At 69.7% G+C, this 21217-nt stretch carries 22 protein-coding genes; 12 read left to right on the top strand and 10 right to left on the bottom strand.

Going from position 1 to position 21217, the window contains the following annotated elements; genetic code table 11:
- Positions 1-169: 169 nt before the first annotated feature.
- Positions 170-1249: a J domain-containing protein gene (locus ACXIZN_RS17730; RefSeq protein ID WP_457955734.1), complete on the bottom strand. Its 1080-nt coding sequence runs from the start codon at positions 1247-1249 to the stop codon at positions 170-172.
- A gap of 184 nt (positions 1250-1433) precedes the next feature.
- Between ACXIZN_RS17730 and ACXIZN_RS17725 the strand changes: the two genes are divergently transcribed.
- A complete protein-coding gene (locus tag ACXIZN_RS17725) occupies positions 1434-2267 on the top strand; it encodes an alpha/beta hydrolase family protein (protein WP_457955732.1) in 834 nt (277 codons plus the stop codon).
- Between the two features lie 6 nt (positions 2268-2273).
- Here ACXIZN_RS17725 and ACXIZN_RS17720 read toward each other — a convergent pair whose 3' ends face one another.
- Positions 2274-3197, bottom strand: coding sequence for a hypothetical protein (locus tag ACXIZN_RS17720; RefSeq protein ID WP_457955731.1), 924 nt, complete (start codon positions 3195-3197; stop codon positions 2274-2276).
- Complete coding sequence (locus tag ACXIZN_RS17715) at positions 3194-3667, bottom strand: hypothetical protein (RefSeq protein ID WP_457955730.1); 474 nt, start codon at positions 3665-3667, stop codon at positions 3194-3196. Before ACXIZN_RS17715 ends, ACXIZN_RS17720 begins: the two co-directional genes overlap by 4 nt.
- 216 nt (positions 3668-3883) lie before the next feature.
- On the opposite strand from ACXIZN_RS17715, the gene ACXIZN_RS17710 reads away from it, so the two are divergent.
- From ACXIZN_RS17710 to ACXIZN_RS17690, 5 genes are all read left to right on the top strand, one after another.
- Positions 3884-5293, top strand: coding sequence for an APC family permease (locus tag ACXIZN_RS17710; protein ID WP_457955729.1), 1410 nt, complete (start codon positions 3884-3886; stop codon positions 5291-5293).
- Complete coding sequence (locus ACXIZN_RS17705; protein WP_457955727.1) at positions 5290-6189, top strand: ROK family protein; 900 nt, start codon at positions 5290-5292, stop codon at positions 6187-6189. The genes ACXIZN_RS17710 and ACXIZN_RS17705 overlap by 4 nt, the downstream gene beginning before the upstream one ends.
- 101 nt (positions 6190-6290) lie before the next feature.
- Positions 6291-6863, top strand: coding sequence for an NADPH-dependent FMN reductase (locus ACXIZN_RS17700; protein ID WP_457955726.1), 573 nt, complete (start codon positions 6291-6293; stop codon positions 6861-6863).
- A gap of 23 nt (positions 6864-6886) precedes the next feature.
- Positions 6887-7867: an ATP-binding cassette domain-containing protein gene (locus ACXIZN_RS17695; protein WP_457955725.1), complete on the top strand. Its 981-nt coding sequence runs from the start codon at positions 6887-6889 to the stop codon at positions 7865-7867.
- Positions 7864-8715, top strand: a complete 852-nt coding sequence (locus tag ACXIZN_RS17690; protein ID WP_457955724.1) for an ABC transporter permease — start codon at positions 7864-7866, stop codon at positions 8713-8715. Before ACXIZN_RS17695 ends, ACXIZN_RS17690 begins: the two co-directional genes overlap by 4 nt.
- A gap of 143 nt (positions 8716-8858) precedes the next feature.
- Here the strand turns inward: ACXIZN_RS17690 and ACXIZN_RS17685 are convergent, their stop codons facing one another.
- Positions 8859-11984, bottom strand: coding sequence for an ATP-binding protein (locus tag ACXIZN_RS17685; protein ID WP_457955723.1), 3126 nt, complete (start codon positions 11982-11984; stop codon positions 8859-8861).
- A 256-nt stretch (positions 11985-12240) separates the two neighbouring features.
- On the opposite strand from ACXIZN_RS17685, the gene ACXIZN_RS17680 reads away from it, so the two are divergent.
- Positions 12241-13515 carry a cytochrome P450 gene (locus ACXIZN_RS17680; RefSeq protein WP_457955722.1) on the top strand — a complete coding sequence of 425 codons (1275 nt, stop codon included), beginning with the start codon at positions 12241-12243 and terminating at the stop codon, positions 13513-13515.
- Positions 13516-13518: 3 nt separating this feature from the next.
- Here ACXIZN_RS17680 and ACXIZN_RS17675 read toward each other — a convergent pair whose 3' ends face one another.
- Positions 13519-14145 carry an alpha-ketoglutarate-dependent dioxygenase AlkB gene (locus ACXIZN_RS17675; RefSeq protein ID WP_457955721.1) on the bottom strand — a complete coding sequence of 209 codons (627 nt, stop codon included), beginning with the start codon at positions 14143-14145 and terminating at the stop codon, positions 13519-13521.
- A 66-nt stretch (positions 14146-14211) separates the two neighbouring features.
- Here ACXIZN_RS17675 and ACXIZN_RS17670 point away from each other — a divergent pair, with 66 nt between their 5' ends.
- Positions 14212-14991, top strand: coding sequence for an alpha/beta fold hydrolase (locus ACXIZN_RS17670; RefSeq protein ID WP_457955719.1), 780 nt, complete (start codon positions 14212-14214; stop codon positions 14989-14991).
- Here ACXIZN_RS17670 and ACXIZN_RS17665 read toward each other — a convergent pair.
- The gene (locus ACXIZN_RS17665; protein ID WP_457955718.1) at positions 14963-15550 is read right to left on the bottom strand and encodes a hypothetical protein; all 588 of its coding nucleotides are present in this window, start codon (positions 15548-15550) and stop codon (positions 14963-14965) included. The two genes, ACXIZN_RS17670 and ACXIZN_RS17665, sit on opposite strands and share 29 nt — an antisense overlap.
- 126 nt (positions 15551-15676) lie before the next feature.
- On the opposite strand from ACXIZN_RS17665, the gene ACXIZN_RS17660 reads away from it, so the two are divergent.
- Positions 15677-16282 (top strand): hypothetical protein, encoded by a 606-nt coding sequence (locus tag ACXIZN_RS17660; RefSeq protein ID WP_457955717.1) that lies wholly within the window; start codon positions 15677-15679, stop codon positions 16280-16282.
- A gap of 39 nt (positions 16283-16321) precedes the next feature.
- On the opposite strand, the gene ACXIZN_RS17655 is transcribed toward ACXIZN_RS17660, so the two are convergent.
- Positions 16322-17263, bottom strand: a complete 942-nt coding sequence (locus tag ACXIZN_RS17655) for a pseudouridine synthase (RefSeq protein ID WP_457955716.1) — start codon at positions 17261-17263, stop codon at positions 16322-16324.
- A 396-nt stretch (positions 17264-17659) separates the two neighbouring features.
- Between ACXIZN_RS17655 and ACXIZN_RS17650 the strand changes: the two genes are divergently transcribed.
- Positions 17660-18436 carry a hypothetical protein gene (locus ACXIZN_RS17650; protein WP_457955715.1) on the top strand — a complete coding sequence of 259 codons (777 nt, stop codon included), beginning with the start codon at positions 17660-17662 and terminating at the stop codon, positions 18434-18436.
- A gap of 171 nt (positions 18437-18607) precedes the next feature.
- On the opposite strand, the gene ACXIZN_RS17645 is transcribed toward ACXIZN_RS17650, so the two are convergent.
- Complete coding sequence (locus ACXIZN_RS17645; protein WP_126735841.1) at positions 18608-19006, bottom strand: DUF5313 domain-containing protein; 399 nt, start codon at positions 19004-19006, stop codon at positions 18608-18610.
- Positions 19007-19110: 104 nt separating this feature from the next.
- Here ACXIZN_RS17645 and ACXIZN_RS17640 point away from each other — a divergent pair, with 104 nt between their 5' ends.
- Complete coding sequence (locus ACXIZN_RS17640) at positions 19111-19554, top strand: MarR family winged helix-turn-helix transcriptional regulator (RefSeq protein ID WP_073847073.1); 444 nt, start codon at positions 19111-19113, stop codon at positions 19552-19554.
- A 100-nt stretch (positions 19555-19654) separates the two neighbouring features.
- Complete coding sequence (locus ACXIZN_RS17635) at positions 19655-20086, top strand: DUF6292 family protein (RefSeq protein WP_126735842.1); 432 nt, start codon at positions 19655-19657, stop codon at positions 20084-20086.
- Here ACXIZN_RS17635 and ACXIZN_RS17630 read toward each other — a convergent pair whose 3' ends face one another.
- Positions 20087-20599, bottom strand: a complete 513-nt coding sequence (locus ACXIZN_RS17630; protein ID WP_457955714.1) for a YceI family protein — start codon at positions 20597-20599, stop codon at positions 20087-20089.
- On the bottom strand, positions 20596-21192 hold the full coding sequence (locus ACXIZN_RS17625; RefSeq protein WP_457955713.1) for a hypothetical protein: 597 nt from the start codon (positions 21190-21192) through the stop codon (positions 20596-20598). The genes ACXIZN_RS17630 and ACXIZN_RS17625 overlap by 4 nt, the downstream gene beginning before the upstream one ends.
- Between the last annotated feature and the right edge of the window lie 25 nt (positions 21193-21217).

The following is a 21217-nucleotide window of genomic DNA, read 5'->3' as shown; positions in this document are numbered from 1 at the left end:
GTCGCGAAAGCCACTTTCGGGACACCAGATGTCTCGAAAGTGGCTTTCGCGACGCGGGGAGTGGGGCCCTGCGCAGGTCGGCACAAGGTTGCGAAAGCCACTTTCGCAACCTTCAACGTTGCGAAAGTGGCTTTCGCGACACCCGCAGGCCAGAGTCTCCGCCGCTTCCCTAAGCGGTGCCGACGACCCGGTCCCGCACCACCCGCATCGTCGCCGAGTCCACAGTGGACGGCTCCGCCGCCAGCCATCCGCCGATCTCGTGCAGGAACTGCTCCGGCGTCATCGGCGGCGCGGGGGAGGGATCCTCGAGATCCGTGGTGATCTCCCCGGTCCGGCTCGGGTACACGATCATCGCCCCGCGCAACGCGACCCCCGGCAGGATCCGCCGGTATTCGGCGAGGCTTTCGGCCAGCCTGCTCCCGCCGCCGCGGAAGGCACGGCCGTTGCGCAGCAGCCGGTCGTCGTCATCGGTCTCGTAGTGTCCCGGCAGCCACAGCTTCGATTCGATGAGCACGAGCCGCTTTCCGCACAGCACCGCGTGGTCGACGTCGGCGAACACCGAGTTCGGCCAGGAGAGGCCATGGAAGATCCGGGCGCCGGGCAGCCGGGTCAGGTAGCGCTCGAGCAGGTCGGCGGTGAGCCGTTCGGCGAGTTCGTCGGTCTCGACGCCGGGGGTGCCGAACACGCGTTTACCGCCGAATTCGGCGGCGAACCGGTTCCTGGCCCGGGACGCCGCCAGATAGCCGCGCGCGAGCCGTTGCACGAGCAGGGCGGTCCCGGCGGTCAGGATCAGCCAGACGATCAGCGTGGGGGCCGAGAACCCGACCCCGGTCAGTACCGGCAGCAGCACCAGCACCATCCCGCCGACCGCGGCCACCACCGGGGTGTGCCCGGGGCCGCGCCGCCGTCCGTGCCGCACGCGTTCGTCCTGCGCGGCGAATTCCCACCATTCGAGGTCGTCCGGATCGATCACGATCGGTTCGGGCTCGTAGCCCGGCTCTTCGCCGAAGCGACGCCGCGGCCGCGGCCGGATCGGGGCGCGGACCGAGCGGCCGCCCGCGTCGTAGCCGGCGCGCCGCATCGGGTCGCTGAGCGTGTCGTAGGCCTCGCGGACCAGTTGGAAGGTGAGCGCGGATCCGCCGGCGTCCGGGTGATGCGACTTCGCCAGCCGCCGGTACGCGGTCTTGATCTCGTTGACCGAGGCGGCCTTGCCCACGCCGAGCACCTCGTAGTAGTCGACATCGGGCACGGGCGGTTCACCTCCAAAGGGCCGGGCCGCAACACTATTCGGCCGCCGCCGGTCGCCCGCAACCACCTCCGCGGCGCGTCGGGGTGACGCCGCGGGCATACTGTTTCGCTTGTGGCGGAACGAGGTCCGCCTCCGCCGCGTCCTGGATATCGTGGAGATCGACAGCACGCTAGGGGGAACAGTGGTGGGAGAACCGGTCACGGGTACGGCGGCGGGGGTGCCGTTCACCGTCTTGCCGCCATCGGCCGAGGTCAGCGGCCCCGCGCCGGTGGTCGTCGCCTGGCATATGATCGACGCGCCCCGCACCGACGCGGCGTTCGCGGCCGCGCTGCCGCTGGCCGGGGTGCCCGCGTGGCGGGTCTACCTCGGAATGCCGTTGTGCGGCGCGAGAATGGTCGACGGCAGCATGGACGCGGTGGTCGAACGGGCCGTCCGGGACGCGGTGCTCGCCTACGCCGACCCGTTCGTCCGGCAGGCGGCGCTGGAATTCCCCGCCGCGCTGGCCGAGTTGCGGGAACGCTTCGGTTTCGACACCGCGCGGATGGCCGTCGTCGGCGGTTCCCTCGGTGGTGCCGTGGCGCTGACGATCCTGGCCACCAGGGAGATTCCGGTACGGGCCGCCGCGCTGGTCAACCCCGCCGTCCGGGCGCGGTCGCTGGTCGGCGTGGTGGAAACCATGCTGGAACAGCCCTATTCGTGGACGGACGAGGCGAACCGGGCGGCGGATCAGCTCGACTTCGTCGCACGATCGGGTGAAATCGCGGCCAGGGACACCCAGGTTCCGCTGCTGGTCGTCAGCGGCGAAGAGGACTTCCCCACCTTCCGCGCGGACGCCGACGAACTCGTCGACGCGTTGCGTTCCAGGTATTCCGTGGCCGAGGAGGTCCGGTTGCGCAGGCTTCCCGGTCTCGCCCACCCGCTCGCCGAAGACCCGGGCATCGATCCCGCGCCGCAGCTGCCGATCGCGAAGCTGGCCGACGAAGCGGTCACCGAGTGGCTGGAGCGCCACTTGCTCTGACGTGCGTCAGCAGGCCGGTGGCGGCACCGATCGCGACGGTCCGAATTCCAGGCGCAGCTTGTCCGTCTTGGGGATCACGAACGCGACGCCGGTCGAGGCCCGCCAGTTCGCCGGGAGGAAGACGTACTGGCCACTGGACTGGAGCAGCAGCTTCAGCCCGGTGTACCGGTACTTGTAGGCCGATCCGGGGTCGGCGCATTTCACCTGCGTGACACCGTTCGCGGTGAGGTTGAGGCTTTCCGCGCTGTACACCGTCGCGGCCGGCCTGGCCGGGATCACCCCGGAGGCCTCGAAGGCACGGCTCGTGCCGACGGCTCCCGAGTAGTCCCCGACCGCCCAGAAGAGGCCGATGCTCACCAGGGCGTACCCGGTCACCAGTTCCGCGACGTTCGACCGGGTGCTTCCGGTGCGGCGTGAGGTCCAGTGACGCCAGGAGAAGAGCGCCATCAGGACGCCGAGCGCGAAGCCGGCCCCCGGAAGGCCAGGCCGGTCGCGAAGGGGTTCCGGGTCGAGCGCGATCGCGGTCGTCACGGCCAGCAGCGCGAGGCCGAGGACGCCGGCGACGGGGGAGCAGATCCGCAGCAGCCGTGACCAGGATGGCTCGCCGAGGCGGATCTTCAGGAACCTGGTCAGGACGAGGAAGAGCAGCGCGGCGCCCGCGACGGCGGTCAGGGGCAGGAGCACCCCGTCGACGCCGCGTCCGAAGATCTCGTCCGGCGTCTGGCCCAGCAGGGTGTAGTGGACGCGGAAGTAGGCGAAGTACGTCTGCGTGTAGACGAGCCCGAAGTAGTACAGCAGCGCGGTGAGCAGGGTCGTGTTGGCAAGTACCGCGCCGACCAGCTTGAGCGCGTGCGCCGGGCCCGCCGCGGGTTCGGGCTCTGGAGGCGTGGGTGCGCGGAGGCCCCGTCGTAGTGGCCGCCGGGTGCTCATCCGCTCGTGGTTCTGCTCGGCTGCTCGCTTTCCGACTTCGGCGGCGCCGAACTTTCCTCCGTGGTCTCGGTCGCGCATGCCTTGGCCTGGATCGTGATCGTCCTGCCAGGGTTGACCGGGTTCGGGCGGATGCTGCGGATGCAGTCCCCTTCGCCCGCGATCACGACCGAAACCCCGCACCGCCGGGAACTCTTGCAGAGTCGCTCCAGGTCCTGTTCGATCGCGCTCTTGGCCGTGTCGGGGTCGGCGCCGAGCAGGTCGCTGTTGTACCTGATCGGGCTCCCCGGGACGACGGGCGGACGGGAGTCCTCGGGGTCCTGGCCGCCCGTCGGTCCGGTGTCGGAAGACGCCGTCGGGGCCGTCTCCGTCGTCACTTCGGACGGAGCGTCGCGGGGTGTGGACGCCCCGCCGCAGGCCGCCGCGAACCCGAGTGCGGCGATCGCCAGTGCCGTGCCGAACAGCCGTTTCATGGACCTCACCGTCCCTGGGGAAGACGTCCTTCTCGGTAAGGACGCGGAACGACGGCTCCCTGATACGTCCCGGCTTGCTCCGTTCGGGCGTATTCCCGGGGAATCCGCCCTTTCGGGCAATTCCGGGTGGACCGGAGCACGACAACTTCGCGGACCGGCCTTCCGACACGCCCGAAATTATGTTAAGAAACTTTACTAACTAACAGGAGGCGCGTTTTGAGTTCATCCCCGCGGCCGGGGCTCGAGCGGAAGATCGGGCCGCTCCAGGCGACCGCCATCAACATGACCCAGATGTGCGGGATCGGCCCGTTCGTCACCATCCCCGCGATGGTGGTGACCCTCGGCGGCCCGCAGGCCATGTTCGGCTGGCTCATCGGCGCGGTCATCGCGCTGGCCGACGGCCTGATCTGGGCCGAACTCGGCGCCGCACTCCCCGGTGCCGGCGGCACCTACGTCTATCTGCGCGAGGCGTTCGGCGCCCGTACCGGCAGGCTCATGCCGTTCCTGTTCGCCTGGAGCGCGGTGCTGTTCATCCCGCTGATCATGTCCACCGGCATCATCGGGCTCGTCCAGTACCTCGGGTACCTGGTCCCCGGCGTCGCCGACGACGGCGGGACGACGGCGCTCGGCAAGGTCATCGGCCTCGGCGTCATCGCGCTGATCGTGCTGGCGCTGTTCCGCAAGATCGGTGAGATCGGGAAGCTGACCACCGTCCTGTTCGGGATCATGCTGTTCGCCGCCCTCTCGGTGATCGTCGCGGCCTTCACCCATTTCGACGGCGCGCAAGCGTTCGCCTTCACGCCGGGCGCGTTCTCGTTCGACGGCGGCGCGTTCTGGGCGGGGCTCGGCGCCGGGCTGATCATCGCCATCTACGACTACCTCGGCTACAACACCAGCGCCTACCTCGGCGGCGAGGTACGTGACCCGGGCCGGACGCTGCCGCGGTCGATCATCCTCTCGATCCTCGGCATCATGAGCCTGTACTTCCTGCTGCAGCTCGGGGTGCTCGGCTCGATCCAGCTGGAGGAACTGAAGAACGCCACTTCGGTCGCCTCGACCGTGCTGGAACAGGCGTGGGGCACCGGCGCGGCCAAGGCCATCACCGTGTTCATCGTGATCGCCGCGATCGGCTCGGTGTTCGCCGGTCTGCTCGGCGGTTCGCGGGTCCCGTTCGAAGCGGCGCGGGACAAGGTGTTCCTGCCGGTGTTCGCGAAGCTGCACCCGAAACTGAACCTGCCGACCGCGGGGGTGCTGACGATGGGTGTCATCGCCGCGATCGGCTCGCTGTTCACGCTGACCGCGGTGATCAACGCGGCGGTGACGGTGCTGGTGATCGTCCAGTCGCTCGCGCAGGTCGCGGCGATCGTCGTGCTGCGGCGGCGACGTCCGGAACTGGAGCGGCCGTACCGCCAATGGCTCTATCCGATCCCGACGGTCATCGCGCTGCTCGGGTGGGTCTACATCTACTTTTCCGCCACCTGGCTCTCGATCGGGCTTTCGGTGGGCTGGATCGCGCTCGGCGTGGCGGCGTTCTTCGCCTACGCCAAGGCGGAGCACGTGTGGCCGTTCGGGCCCAAGGGGATTCAGGAAGCGTTCGCGGGGGCGGCAGAGGGGAACGGGAAGTGACGGGGGAAGAACTGATCCTGGGGATCGACTTCGGCGGCACGAAGGTCGCGATCGGGCTGGCCGACCGGGCCGGCAGCCTGCTGGTGACCCGGCGGCTGGACACCGACGCCCAAGCGGGCGCCGGGCAGGTGGTGAGCCGCGCGCTCGCCGCGGCGCGGAAACTGCTCGCCGACGAAGGCGCCGCGGACCGGCTCGTCGCGATCGGCGTGGTCAGCCCCGGCATCGTGCTGGAGGACCGCATCCTGCTCGCGCCCAACGTGCCGGGCTGGGAGGAACTGCGGCTGCGTGACCTCGTCGCCGCCGAGTTCGATGGTGTGCCGATCGAGGTGGGCACCGACGCCAAGGCGGCGGCGCTCGCGGAATGGCGATGGGGGGCGCTGGCGGACACCGATCCGGCGGTGTTCCTCTCGCTGGGGACCGGGATCGCCGCGGCGGTCCTGGTCGGCGGCCGGCTGCTGGCCGGCGCCAACGGCGCTGCGGGAGAGATCGGATACAACCTTCTCTCGCCGCAGGACACCGACGGGTTCGCCGGCGGAGCGGCGCCGCTGGAGGAAGCAGTCGGTGGGCGTGGGCTGGGCGGCCGGGCGAGTGCGCTGCTCGGCCGCCCGGTGACCGCGGGCGAGCTGTTCGGCCTCGCCAGGGAGAACGCGCAGGCCAAGGAACTGGTCGGCGCGGCGCTCGACGAACTGTCGATGCACGTCGCGAACCTCGCCATCGCGCTCGACCCGCAGCGCATCGCCGTCGGCGGGGGACTGGTGCGCTCGGCCGACATCCTGCTGCCCGCGCTGCGCGAGCGGCTCGCCCAGGCCGTGCCGTTCCCGCCGGAACTGGTGTCGGCGAAATTCGACCAGGACGCGTCGCTGCTGGGCGCGATCGCGATCGCGCTGGACGCCTAGCGAGATCACCGACCGAAGCCGCCGGGCGCCCGCTAGATCCGATCTAGCGAATGCCGGGCGGCTTTCTCGCGCCCAAGGGGTGAAGCGAGAGGAGGTCGGTCATGGACGCCAGTCCGCTGCGGGTCGCGGTGATCATCGGGAGCACCCGCGAGGGGCGGGTGGGGGAGGCCGTCGGCAAGTGGTTCACCGGCCGGGCGGAGCACCGGGACGATCTCGTCACCGATGTGCTCGACCTGGTCGACTTCGACCTGCCCGCGGGACTGCCGGAGCACCCGACGTCTGACATGAAGAGGTTCGCGGGGCTGGTCGACGAGGCCGAGGCGTTCATCGTCGTCACCCCCGAGTACAACCGCAGTTTCCCGGCGTCGCTCAAGCAGGCGATCGACTGCGCCTACGACGAGTGGCGCGCGAAGCCGGTCGGTTTCGTCTCCTACGGCTACCGGTCGCAGGGGCTTTACGCAGTGGAGCAGCTGCGCACGATCTTCACCGAGTTGCACACGGTGACCATGCGCGACACCGTGGCCTTCAACCTCCTCGACGGCACCTTCGCCCGCGACGGCACCCCGTTCGACAGCGACGGGCAGGGACAGGCCGTGACCACCCTGCTCGACGAGCTCGCCTGGTGGGCCCTCGCCCTGCGCGAAGCGCGCGCCGCTCGCCCCTACGTCTGCTGAATACTTCTGAAAGGAAACGGAAAATGAGTGAACTGGCCATCGAAGCCTCGGGGCTGGTCAAGGTCTTCGGGGACAACCGGGCGGTCGACGGGATCGACCTGAAGGTCCCCGCCGGTACCGTGTACGGCGTCCTGGGGCCGAACGGCGCGGGCAAGACCACCGCGGTGAAGATGCTCGCGACCCTGCTCCGCCCCAACGGCGGGGAAGCGCGCATCTTCGGCAAGGACGTCGTCCGCGACGCCGACGCGGTCCGGTCCATGGTGAGCCTGACCGGGCAGTACGCCTCGGTCGACGAAGACCTGACCGGCACCGAGAACCTGGTGCTGATCGGCAGGCTGACCGGGCACCGCAAACCGGCCGCCCGCGCCCGGGCGGAGGAACTGCTGGCGGCGTTCGGCCTGACCGAAGCCGCGGGCAGGCAGGTGAAGAACTACTCCGGCGGGATGCGGCGGCGGATCGACATCGCCGCGAGCATCCTCAACACGCCGGACGTGCTCTTCCTCGACGAGCCGACGACCGGGCTCGATCCCCGCAGCCGCAACCAGGTCTGGGACATCGTGCGCGCCATCGTGAAGCACGGCACCACGGTCCTGCTGACCACGCAGTACCTCGACGAGGCCGACCAGCTGGCGTCCCGGATCGCGGTCATCGACCACGGCAAGGTGATCGCCGAAGGCACCAAGGGGCAGCTGAAGGCGTCGGTCGGGGCCGGCGCGGTCCACGTCCGGCTGCGCGAGGCCGACCAGCGTGCCGAGGCCGAAGCGCTGCTCGTCCGCACTCTGGACGCCCAGGTGCTGCTGGAGCCGGACCCCGTCGCGCTCACCGCCCGGCTCACGGGCGAAAGCACCGAACAGGGTGCCGCCGAGCACGCCGCGCGCGCACTGTCCGAACTCGCGCGCGCCGGCATCGTCGTCGACACCTTCTCCCTCGGCCAGCCGAGCCTCGACGAGGTCTTCCTGGCCCTGACCGACCGCACCGCCACGCCTGAGGAGAGTGCAGCTTGAGCACCACGGCAGTCAAAGACAACGAACCCGTTCTCGCGGCACCGAAGGCGGAGGATCTCGCCGCCGTCCTGATCGCGAAGAACCGTCCTCAGCGCCCCAGCGCGCTGTCGACTTCGGTCACCTTCGGGTGGCGCGCGATGCTGAAGATCAAGCACGTGCCCGAGCAGTTGTTCGACGTCACGGCGTTCCCGATCATGATGACGCTGATGTTCACCTACCTGTTCGGCGGCGCGCTGTCCGGTTCGCCGACGCAGTACCTGCAGTTCCTGCTGCCGGGCATCATGGCGAGCAGCATCCTGATGATCACCATGTACACCGGGATCTCGGTGAACACCGACATCGAGAAGGGGGTGTTCGACCGGTTCCGCACGCTGCCGATCTGGCGGCCGTCGGCGATGGTCGGTTACCTGCTCGGCGACATGCTGCGGTACCTCATCGCGTCGCTGGTGATCCTCGGCGTCGGGCTGATCATGGGCTTCCGCCCCGCCGGCGGATTCGGTGGCGTGGCCGCCGCGATCCTCCTGCTGCTGGCGTTCTCGTTCGCGTTCTCGTGGATCTGGACGATGTTCGGCCTGCTGCTGCGCAGCGAGAAGTCGGTGATGGGGGTCAGCATGATGGTGCTGTTCCCGCTGACCTTCCTCAGCAACATCTACGTCAATCCGGAGACGATGCCGGGCTGGCTGCAGGCGTTCGTCGACGTCAACCCGGTGACCCACGTGGTCGCGGCGGTCCGCTCGATGATGGACGGCAACTGGGACGGCGGCGAGATCACCTGGGTGCTGATCGCCGGCGCGGTCATCCTCGCGATCTTCGGCACCTTGACGATGCGCCTCTACAACCGCAAGTGACCTGGGGGCGTGAGTGTTCCGGCGACCCGGAACACTCACGCCCCGCTTGCGGCTTCGCGTGATCGGATGGCCGACACACGTGATCACGCGTGCCGTCCGTTCAGTCACGCGTGTCGGCCAGTTCGTACCGGAGATCTCGCGGCTCACAGCCGCCAGGGGACCTTGTCTTCGGGCGCGTACCGGCACGAGGAACCGGTGGTGACCGCCGCGCGCAGGTGCGCGGCCAGCGCCGGATGCTGCTCGTCGAGTTTGCGCAGGGTGTCCCGGATCCGGGCGGTCACCGTCTTGCGGGCGCGTTCCGCCTCGTCGCCGAGCCGCCGGGTGCGGCCGCCGAGCCCGGCCGCGGACCGCAGTTCGGCGAGCAGCGCGTCCCGTTCACGGTCCAGCGCGGCGGCGCGCGCGTCCTGGCCCGTCCCGGTCGCGGTGTCGATCAGTTCGTCCAGTTCGTCGAGCCGCGCGCGGTACCGGGCCTTCGCCTCGTCGTCGAGGACGGCGTCTCCGCCGAGGCTCTTCGCGGCGACGACCACCTCGCCACCTTCGGGATCGAGCAGCCGCACCGCCGGCACCTCCGAACCCGGCCTGCCGAGCAGGAAATGCAGGTCCCGCAAGCCTTTCGAGTCCGGAAGATGGGCGGTGACACCGTCGAAGTGCAAGGTCCACACGGCATCGTCGCGACGGAACTCCGCCCTCGGCGCCGCCTGGGCCCGCGTCTCCTCGCGCGCCTTCGTCATCCTGGCCACGACCGGCCGCATGCCCAGCGCGGCGGCTTCTTCGGTCACTTCGGCCAGGAGGGCCGCCGCGGCCGCAGCGTCGCCTTCGAGATTCCGGCCGAGCAGCGCCTTCACCAGCCAGGACTTGGCCTCGGTCGCCCAGACCGTCGCCCGGAGGCGATCCGCGGAGAGCGCGGCACCGCGCAGCCGGTCCACCGCGTCGTTCCAGCGTTCCTGCGCCAGGTCGAGCCTGCCGAGCCAGAGGTCGACCGGGCCGGAGATCTCGCAGCCGTACAGGGAAACCAGCCACTCCCCGCTGTAGGGCGCGAGTGGCGCGCGGGCCGCTTCGCAGCGTTCCGGATCGCGTGAGACCGCCGCCGTCTGCGCCTGACAGCGCAACCACAACGCTTCCAGATCGCGAGGATACGGCTTCACGTCGGCCGCGAGATCGGTGAGCCGGACGGCCTCCCCGACGTCCTCACGCTGGGCCGCGGTGATCGCCTCCAGCATCCGGCCGTAGACGTATCCGCTGCGCGAGATCTCGCGGTGCAGCCCGGCGAGATCGTCGAACCGCCCCTCCAGGCACCACCGGATCCACCGCTGCAGCTGGTGCAGGTCGGCGAAATGGGGATGCTCGTCGCCGGCGTGGCACGAGACCACCTGATGGATATACGCCTCGGCTTCGGCGAACCGGCCCTGGAGGGTGGCGATGATGCTCTGGTCGATCCGGGACGCCAGCTGCGAACTCGGCGCCCTGCCGGTGGCAGCCAGCGCGAGAAACTCCTGGTACTGCTCGAAATACCGGGGCTCGCCCTGTTCGAGCTGCGCCACCCACTTGAAGGACGCCGCGTAGTGCTCCAATTCCGGATTCGCCGTGCGGCGGCCGACGGCGACCAGTTCGTCGGTGAGCCGTTCCCGCTCCGCGGCGCTGCCCGGCCCCCAGATCGCGTCGTGCCGTGCCCACAAACCGAACAACAGCGCGGAATCGTCCTGGTCGGCGCGGGCTGTCATCATGACGCGGGCGGAGAGCTCCTGCGTCATCTCCTCGACGGTGAGCTCCTGCCCGGGCTCGCGTCCGCAAAGCCGCGCGTGCGCTTCGGTGAGCACCTTGACCGTCTCGTCGACCCGGACGCTCTTGTGATCGGCGCGGACGAGGGTCAGCGCCAGGCGGGCGAGGAGATCGTCGTCGTCGAGTTCACGGATGAGCGCGGAGACCTCGTCGAGGACCTGTCTGCCCTCGTTCGATTCGTGATGGCGGGTCAGGTGCGCGCCCAGTTCGAGGGCGATGACCGCCTGCCGCCGCCGGTCCTCGGCGATCTCCAGCGCCCGCCGGTAGTGCGTGGTCGTCTCCTCGATCGCCATCCGGCCGGTGGCGTCGATCGCGGCGGCCAGCAACAGGTCGATGGCCTCGTCCGGATCGAGTTCCCGTCCGGCGAGCAGCGCGTGGCGGGCCAGGTCCGCGGGGAAGAGGCTGTCCCGGGACGCCGGTGTCTCGCGGACGGCCGCGACGACGGCGGCGTGCTGTTTCCGGCGGTCCGACTCGGAGATGCTCGCGTACAGCGTTTCGCGGACGAGGTCGTGGGCGAAGGCGAAGCGCCCTTGTCCTTGCACCACCACGAGTCGTGCCGCGACGGCCTGGTCGAGCAGCCGGTCGACCTGGGGAACGGGTGCCGACGCCACGCCCGCGAGCAGGCGGCGGTGGAACTCCCTGCCGAGCACCGACGCGGTGGTCAGCAGATCGAGGACCGGCTGGGGGAGCAGGGAAAGCCGGCGCTGCAGGGCGTCGGCGACACCGGGGGCGATGGTCTCGGCGGAACCTCCGCTGTGCCAGAGCCGCGCCGTCTGCTCGACGAAGAACGGGTTGCCGCCGGTGCGGCGGTGGACCTCGGCGACCAGCGCGTCGTCGGGTGCCGCGCCCGCCGTCCTGGTCATGAGCGCGCCGACCTCGTCCGGTTCGAGGCCGGTGAGAGTGACCGAAGTGGCCTTCGTGAGCAGCGGCATCATGAGCGAGCGAAGCGGGTGATCGGTCGCCTCGACCTCGACGTCCCGGTACGTGCCGATCAGCAGCAGCCGCTCGAACCAGGTGTGCTGCGCGGCGAATTCGAGCAACCGCAGTGACGCGGCGTCGGCCCAGTGCAGATCGTCGAGCACCACCACGATCGGCCGGTCCTGGGAGGCGGCGACCAGCACGCTCGTCACCGCGTCGTACAGCCGGAACCCGTCGGCCGCGCCGTCGCCGCGCGCCTCACCGAGCAGGACGTCCAGTTCGCTGTCGGCCATCGCGGCCCAGCGGCCCTGCCCGACCGCGCGCCGCAACCCGCGGACCACCTGTGTCCACGGCCAATAGCCCGGTGCGCTCGCCGAGTCCCAGCAGGACCCGTTGAGCACCAGGGCGCCCAGGCGTTTCGCCTCGTCGGCGGCGCCGGTGACGAGCGTGGTCTTGCCGATCCCGGCCTCGCCGGTGACCAGCACCAGCCCGCCGTGGCTTTCGGCGGCACGGGCGATCTCCGCGCGGAGAACCCCCGCGGGATGGTCACGTCCGATGAGCGCGGCTGACATGTCCGAATCCTCCCAGTAAGGTCCGACAATCTCACGACGCGCGCCCGATGTCAGGCGTTACCCCCGGTCCGTCGTGACCGACGGTGACCGACGTCTCCCGGTCGCCGGGAACCCCTGGCGTGCGAAAACCGACTTTCTGGACGTGACTAATCGAGTGGGACGGCGGGTGAACAGCCGTCGAAATTCCTGCCCCGCGGGGCGAAGGCGGCCTGTTGTGCCAGGTCAGGTGGTCGGCGGCTGGAGTAGGGTGCGGGGTATGGGGAGCATTTGCTCGCGCGTGCTGGCTTGGATCGGCCGGCGCTACCTCGCGCGTCAGCAGAAGAACGGTTTCGACCTGTCCAAGATGTCGATCATCCCGGACAACGCGCTGCTGCCGCTCAAGCGCGACGGTCTCGACCCGGTGGCCGAGCTGGGCCGGATCCGCGCGACGGAGCCGATCAGCAAGCTCGACCTGCCGTTCGGGATGAACGGCTGGCTGGTCACCGGCTACGACGAGGCCAAGGCCGTGCTCGGCAAGGTGAGCGAGTTCAGCAACGACTTCACGAACCTGGTCGGGAACGCCGGCGTCACCGAGGACCAGAACCCCGGCGGGCTCGGGTTCGCCGATCCGCCGGTGCACACCCGGCTGCGGCGGCTGCTCACGCCGGAGTTCACCATGCGGCGGCTGTCGCGCCTGGCGCCGCGGATCGACGAGATCGTCGCCGACCAGCTCGACGCGATGGCGAAGGCCGACGGCCCCGTCGACCTTTGGGATGCCTTCGCGCTGCCGATCCCGTCGCTGACGATCTGCGAACTGCTGGGCGTCCCGTACGAGGACCGCGACGATTTCCAGCGGCTGAGCACCGCCCGGTTCGACCTCTTCGGCGGCGCGGGCGCGTCGCTCGGGGCGATGACCGAGTCACTGTCCTATCTGGACGAGATCGTCAAGAAGCAGCGCGAGAACCCGGGCGACGGCCTGCTCGGCATGCTCATCAAGGAGCACGGCGACGAGATCGACGACCGTGAACTCGCCGGCCTCGCCGACGGCGTGCTCACCGGCGGGCTGGAGACCACGGCGAGCATGCTCGCGCTCGGCGCGCTCGTGCTGCTCAAGGACCGCGCGCTGTTCGAGACCGTCCGCGGCGACGACGAGGCGGTCCACAAGTTCGTCGAGGAACTGCTGCGCTACCTGACCGTCGTGCAGATGGCCTTCCCGCGGTTCGCCAAGGAGGACATGGAGATCGCGGGCGTCCGGATCGCGAAGGGCGACATCGTGCTGGTCTCGCTCAGCGTCGCGAACCGGGACGGCGACCTCGGCGAGGACATGGAGAAGTTCGACGCGACCCGCGAGCCGACCTCGCACCTCGCCTTCGGCTGGGGAATCCACCGGTGCATCGGTGCCGAACTGGCCAGGATGGAACTGCGCACCGCGTATCCCGCGCTGGTACGCCGGTTCCCCGAGATGCGGCTGGCGGTCGAACCGGACGCGGTCGGCTTCCGGAAGGTCTCGATCGTCTACGGCGTCGACGCGTTGCCGGTGCTGCTGGACTGATCCTCAGGCGACTCCTCTCGGGCGGAACTGGATGCTGATCCTCGGCCCGACCGGTCTGGCGGTCTTGGGGACGGCGTGTTCCCAGGTCCGCTGGCAGCTGCCGCCCATGACGATCAGGTCGCCGTGGCCGAGGGCGTGCCGGACGGTCTCGCCCCCGCCACGCGGCCGCAGGGCCAGCTGGCGGGCGGCGCCGACCGAGAGGATCGCCACCATGGTGTCCTCGGCGCGGGACCGGCCGGTGTCGTCGCCGTGCCAGGCGACGCTGTCGCGCCCGTCCCGGTAGAAGCACAGGCCGGACGTCACGAACGGCTCGCCGAGCTCGTCCGCGTAGTGCGCGGAGAGCGTCTCCCTCGCCTTCGTGAGGATCAGGTGGGGGAGCGGCATGCCTTCGCGGTAGTGGCTCAGCAGCCGGGGGACGGCGACGACACGGTCGTACATCTGCCGTCTTTCGGCGTGCCATGGCACGTCTTCGGCGAGCCGGGTGAACAGCTCGTCGGCGCCGGAGAGCCAGCCCGGCAGCACGTCGATCCAGGCGCCACGGGTCAGCTCGGTGCGCCGGAGCCCGTCGAGTGAGCCCAGCCCGAGCGCGGCGCACTCGTCGAACAGCGAGGCTTGAAGCGCGGGTGTCATGGCAACCGAACCTACCCCCGTTCCACTCGTTTGTCGAACGGGTGTTCGAGTGGCACGATGGTTCGCATGATCGACACAGCGAGGTCCGCGGACGGCACGCCGATCGTGTTCGAACGGCGCGGCGCGGGGCCGGTCGTGGTCGTCGTCGCGGGCGCGGGCAACGACCGGCACGGTGACGAACCACTGGTCGCGGAGCTGACGGCGGAGTACTCCGTGGTGACCTACGACCGGCGGGGCCGTGGCGACAGCGGGGACACCGCGCCGTACGCGGTCGAGCGCGAGATCGAGGATCTGGCCGCGGTCGTCGCCGCACTCGGCGAGCCGGCGATCGTGCACGGCATCTCCTCCGGGGGCGCGCTCGCCCTCCTCGCCGCCACGGCGGGAGTGCCGATGGCCCGGCTGTCGGTCTTCGAGCCGCCCTATCGCGGCGAGACGGAAGAAGTTCCCGAGGGGTACGCCGAGAGGATGCGCGAGCTGGTCGCGGCGGATCGCTGGGACGACGCCGTCGCCCTGTTCATGATGTCCGCGGTCGGCGCCCCGGAGGAGGCCGTGGCGGAGGCCAAAGAGACGCCGGTGTGGGCCGAACTGCGGTCGTTCGCGCCGACGCTCGTTTACGACGCCTTCGTGATGCGGGACTCCAAGGTGCCCGGAGAGCTGGCGTCGATAGCGACGCCCGTCCTCGTGGTGAACAGCAACGGCAGCACGGACTGGCTGAAGGCCGCCGCGCTCGTCACCGCGAAGGTGGTCCCGGGGGCGCTCCAGGTCGGGCTGGACGGCGAATTCCACAGTGTCCCGCCGGAGCGGCTCGTGCCGGAACTCAGCGCGTTCTACCGGGATCCTCGGTGAGGCGCAGGTAGGCCGCGCCCCGCGGGGAGATCCGGTAGCCGACTTCGAGGCTGAGTGTCAGGCCGAGGTTCTTGAGCTTGCGGATATCGACCTTCAACGGATCCTTCTCGCGGCCGAGGAGGTCGGCGAGTTCCTGTGCGCGGCGTCCGGGATTGTCTCGGATGAGGCGCAGGGTCTCGTGTGTCCACGGATGCCGTCTGTCCATCTTGGACAGACTGCGGCGGATCGTCTCCACGTCCTTTTCGGACAGTTCGGCGTCCGCGCTGAGCGCGCGCCGGGGGTCGGGCCCGAGATGGCGCAGGCGGACGCGGTACACCGGGGCGTCCGCGGGGCCGCGCAGCGTGCCCCGCACCGCGTTCGCCGACTCCGCGCCGGACCGGCGGGCTTCGGCGTCGGTGATGGCGGTGGGGTCGACGATCTCGACGGAGACGACTTCGATCACCCCGGCCTCCAGGCGTATCAAGTCACCCGGGTGGACGTTCTGTTTCGACCAGCGCCGGAAGGCCAGGTCGATCGTCCCGGCCGCCAGTCCTTCGAGGACCGTCAAGGAGAGGATCACCGTCGTTACCCAATCAGCGGGACGCCGGGGCGTCAACGTCTTGTCCGATGACGGTTCGCACTCGTACAGTCGCAGCCTGGTCCTGGTCTGGACCATCACCGCCGCCCTGAGTGTGCAGGAGGCAGGATGCGGAGACGACTTCGGACCGCCGGGGTGGTCGCGGCGGCCGTGCTCGGCCTGAGCGCGTCGGCGATGCCGGCGAACGCCCAGGTCGGCACCGGGCCGTGGACGGCGGAGAACCCGTCGTTCAACGTCCAGGAACGCGGCTGTGGCAACGTCGACGGGCTGAACTTCGAGCTGACCTGCTCCACCGGAAGCGGGGATCAGCGGGCGGAACGGCGCTACGTGACCTACACCGGCGGGACCCGGCAGTTCGAGGGATCGTTCCGGATCACCAGCATGGCGGGCAGCCGGATCAGCCTGAAGCAGACCTTCCGCGACGCGCCGACCGCCGGGCCGTACTTCATGCTCGCGGTCGAACGCGGCGGGCGGCTCTACGCCGTCCACGGCGGGGACACCCTGGGAAGCGGGGCGACCGTCGGGACGTCCGTGCGGGTCAACACCGTGCACCAGGTCGGGAGCACGCACAAGGTGTACATCAACGGTTCGCTGAAGCAGACCGTGAGCAGCAGCGGCGGGAGCTACTACGACAAGTTCGGCGCCTACCGGACGGCCAGCGGCGCCGGACCGGTCAAGGTGACGTGGAGCGGGATCAAGTTCTGGCGGAAGTGAGCCCGAAGGCAGTGAAGGCCTCCTTCACTCAGGAGGCCTTCACGGCTGGGGCCCGCTGCGCCACGCGTCGAGGTCCGTCCACGCTTGGAGCGTCTGCCTGCTCTCGAACCGGCGGCGTTCCCCGGTGACCGGATCGGTGAACTCGAGGACCTTCGCCAGCAGTTGCAAGGGTTCGGTGAAGTCGTCGAGCGGGGTTTCGGTCAGCTCCGGGTAGAAGTCGTCGCCGAGGATCGGCAACCCGAGACCGCTCATGTGCAACCGGAGCTGATGGGTGCGGCCGGTCGCGGGGATCAGCCGGTAACGGCCGAGGCCGTCGCGGTGCTCGATGAGCTCGACACGCGTTTCGGCGTTGGGCGGCCCGTCGACCTCCTGCGCGGCGATGACCCCGCGTTCCTTGACGATGCGGCTGCTGATCTCGCGTGGCAGAACGACATTCGGGTCGTACCGGGCGATCGCCTCGTATTCCTTGTGTACCAGGCGATCCCGGAACATCGTCTGGTACTTGCCGCGGACCTCGGGGGTGATCACGAACAGGATGAGCCCCGCGGTGACCCGGTCGAGCCGGTGGGCGGGGCTGAGCCGGGGAAGGCCGAGTTCGAGCCGCAGGCGGACCAGCGCGGTCTGCAGGATGTGCCGCCCGCGCGGGATCGTCGCGAGGAAATGCGGCTTGTCGGCGATGAGGAAATGCTCGTCGCGGTGCACGACGGAGACCTCGAACGGCACCTCGACCTCGTCGGGCAGGTCGCGATGGAACCAGATGAACGAGTCCGGCACGAACGGGGAATCGACGCCCAGCGGCCCGTCGAGCCCGACGATGCGCTCCTCCCGGAGCATCTCCTCGATCCGCTCGGGCGCGACGCGGGGGAGCCGCTCGACGAGGTGCTCGCGCAACGTCGTCCACGGCCCCTCGGCGGGCATCTTGAGCCTCGCGGGGTCGAGCCCGTGACGGGGCGGGAGCGGCGGGCGGAGCTTGCGTCTCATCACCGGGCACTCTAGCCGCGAGGGCTCGTCCGTCCTGGTCGCGGGCGGCTTCCGCCGGGCGGTGGCTGGCGTCGGGGTGTCGCGAAAGCCACTTTCGGGACACCTGATGTCCCGAAAGTGGCTTTCGCGACATCTCCGGAGTTATCCACAGTGGGGCTGGTGGGGCGAGTTGTCCACAGGTAGCGCCGAAAGCACTGGTGGCCGCGGGTCGGCGAGGTCGACGATCACGAGGTGCAACCTGGAGATTGGGCCCGTGATCCCGAGGGGCTCTACCAACACAGTCGTGGCGGCGTGATCACCGTTGCCCGGTTGACGGAACTCGGCGTTCCGTCGAGGACCTGCTATCGACGGTGCCGTCCGGGACAGCGGTGGCGCCGTCTGTTACCGGGAGTCTTGATGCTCAATTCCGGCGAGCCGACGCGACGGCAGCTCGTCGACGCCGCACTTCTGTACGCCGGGCCGGACGCGGTGGTGACGGGGGCGACCTCGTGCCGTCGGCAAGGGTTGAAGATGCTGCCGGACGGTGACTTCCGAGTCCATCTTCTGGTGCCCCTCGAGCACAAGGTCGGCAGTTCCGGGTACGTGATCGTCGAACGAACGACCCGGCTGCCGCAGGCGGTCGTGTCCGGCGGTGTGCCGCTGGCGCCTCTGGTCAGGTCGGTACTCGACTGCTGTCGCCGCCTTGGCTCGCGCCACGAGGTTTCCGCTCTGCTGGCAGAGGCGGTGCAGCGGGGCGCGAGACTGCCGGAACTGTTCGCCGAACTCGATGCCGGAAGCAGTCGCGGCACCGCGATCCCGCGCGAGGCGTTGCATCGGATCGCCGACGGAGCCCGCTCGGCCGCGGAGGTCGACGCGATGAAGGTGTGGCGGATGAGTGGCTTGCCGGAACCCTTGTGGAATCACGAGTTGCGGGACGAGAACGGCGAATACATCGCGACCGCCGATGGGTACTTCGCGTCGGCCGGGATGGCCTGGGAGATCGATTCGTACGACTTCCACTTCGGCAAGCAGCAGTACGCCGCGACGGTGGCGAGAAACGCCAGGTACGCGGCAGCGGGGATCGTCGTTCTCCAGACCTTGCCGAGCCGGTTGCGAACGGAGCCGAAGCGGGTGGCCGCCGAACTCGTAGCCGCCTACCGTGCTGCCGAAGCGCGCACGCGACGGGCCGCCTAATCCACGGTGGCCGCGCTTCGGTGTCGCGAAAGCCACTTTCGAGACATCAGGCGTCCCGAAAGTGGCTTCGAGACATCAGGCGTCCCGAAAGTGGCTTTCGCGACACCGGCTTCCCTCGGGCGGCAACGGCAACGGCAGCGGTGGCGGAGGAGGGGAGGGAGCCCCAGCGGATCAGGAGCCAGCTTGGTTCCGGTACCGCGCGAGGTACCGCTCGGTCACCTCGGCTTCCGCGACCGCGACGGCCTCCGCGCGCGTCCGGCGTCCGATACCCGGCGGGAAGCCGTTCTTGGCGAGCCGGTGCTCGATGCTCTCCTCCATGTACGCCATCGAGTAGAAATACGCGACGAGCGCGGCCATCAGCACGATCGCCAGCCGCAGGGTGAGCGGGCCGGGCAGGAGCAGCCACACGGCGCAGAGCGGGGCGATCATCACCGTGCTGCGGGCGACGTGCCGCCAGCGCCAGCTTCCCGTGGTCGCGTCGTGGAGGATCCAGGCGTGGTAGCGCTCGGGCAGCCTGCCGCCGAGCGAGTACCACAGCCAGCGGAACACGTCCGGGCGCTTGCGGGGCATCGGGCGACTCCTTCCGTCGATACCGCCACAGTACACTAACGATTAGTACGCTAAACATTAGCGTCACGGCTAGGATCGGCGGCATGAACTCGAAGGGGCCGGAGATGAAGTCGATCGATCTGGGCGAGGACCCGCTCGCGCTGGAACGTCAGGTGTGTTTCGCGCTGTCGGTCGCGTCGCGCAGCGTGATCGCCATCTACCGTCCGTTGCTGGAACCCCACGGGCTCACCCATCCGCAGTACCTCGTCATGCTGGCGCTGTGGGAGCGCGGCCCACAGGCGGTCAAGGACTTGAGCGTCGCCCTGCGCGCCGAGCCCGCGACGCTGTCACCACTGCTCAAGCGCCTGGAGACGATCGGTTACGTCACGCGCAGGCGCAGTTCCGAGGACGAGCGGCTGCTGACGGTCGAGTTGACGGAATCCGGTCGCGCGTTGCGCGCGGAGGCGGAAAAGATCCCGTACCGCGTCGTGGAGAAGCTCGGCATGGAGGTCTCCGAGCTGGAGGCGCTGCACAAAGCACTGACCCGCGTCATCGAAGCCACGGCTTGAGCGAACCGAAACCGTGGTGTGACGAAATGAGGGTGTGAAGCCGCTCCGGGGTGGGTAATTCCCGTCACGCCAACTCAAAGTGACAGGAAGATGAGGGACCGTGACCACCTCGACCCCCGCGCCCACGGAAGCAGGTCTGGAGCTCAAGACCAGGCTGAACGCCTACCTGGAGGACGTGGCCGCGGCACTGGGGATACGGATGGAGGCGTCCACGGTCGACCTCACCGGTCCGGTCACCGCCAGGATGAGGCTCAACTGGCGTCTTCCCGGTTTCCCCGAGCGTGACGTCGACCTGATGTGGCACGAGGAGCACGGCTGGTCGGCCGCCGTGGCGACGCATTCGGACGACGATCACCACGTCGTCGTCGCCTACCTCGGCGGCCGGACGGTGGCGTCGCAGCCGCGGCTGGTCGCCAGGTTCGCCGAAACCCTTCGCACCGGCGAACACCAGGACTGCTGGCCCGGCGCGCCGACGCTGCGCACCGCCGGCGGGCCGTCCGCGCTCGCGAAGGAGCTTTCCGCCTGGGCCTGATCACCCGGGCGGCGTGAGGACGACGTCGAGCGCGATCGTGATCTCCCTGCCGATCAGGAACCTCGGCGCGCGGAGACCGATCGCCCTCCGGTTGAAGACGGCGCCGGCGACCACTCGCCAGGTGCCGTCACCGTTGTCCACCGGCCCGGTACCGGTGACTGTCAGCGGACACGACTCGCCACGCGCTCCGAGAGCGCCGTGGACCGACCACTCGTCCGGGCCACCCTCGACGCGGTCGGCCGCGAAGGTCAGGACGGGCTGCGCGTCGATCGCCAGCAGACCGGGTTTACGCAGGTCGGCGTCGCGTTTGGCGTTGCCGGTGTCGATGCCGTCGAGGTCCAGCGCGGCCTCGACGGCGGAGACGCCGTCCGCGGAGACCCGCACCGAACCCAGGCTGACCGGGATCGAGCCGTGAACCACGCGGAAGCCGAAGTTCCGGACGGTGAACGTGGCCGAGGTCCGTTCGGCGAGCACGGTCCAGGTGCCGACGCGTGCGGATGTCCCGGCGGTCATCGCGGCTCACCCACCAGGCCGAGCGAGGGCAGCGACGTGTGGAGCACGCGGTGGACGTCGATCCGGTCCGGGCCCGGCAGCAGTGCGGGATCCTCGCCGGGCAGCAAGTCCGTGCTCATGATCGTCTTCTGGACGGCCTCCATCGCCTCGATCGACTCGGTGAAGCCGAGGATGAGACTGGACCGGTCTTCGGCGGTCAGGACGTAGAAGCCGCCGACCCCGTCGAGTCCCCGGACCGCGGGCCGAATCCGCTCGCGCCCGCCGAATCGCGCGGCGTCAGCCTGTGCCGGGGTGAGCGGCCGGTCGAACCAGGTCGCCTGCGCGATTTCGGGCTCGGCCGAGCCGCTTTCGACGTCGGAGACCTCGAAGACCCGGGCGTCGAAGGTGCCAGGTGTGCGCCGGTCTGCCGCGGCGAGCGCGGACCCGCGGTCGCGCCACAACGCGACGACGAGCCCGGTCAGGCCGCAGACCTGGGCGAGGGTGCAGGTCCCCGGCGATCCGGTGCCGGGGTGGAGTTCGGCGGCGAGGGCGTGACCCCAGCCCGCGGACTCGTCGGCGTGCGAACGCCGGAACTGGTGGACGGTGGCGTACATGGGCTTTCCTTTCCGTCGGACACGC

This window comes from Amycolatopsis sp. TRM77291, from assembly GCF_054166285.1.
This window is presented reverse-complemented; position numbering and strand designations above follow the sequence as displayed.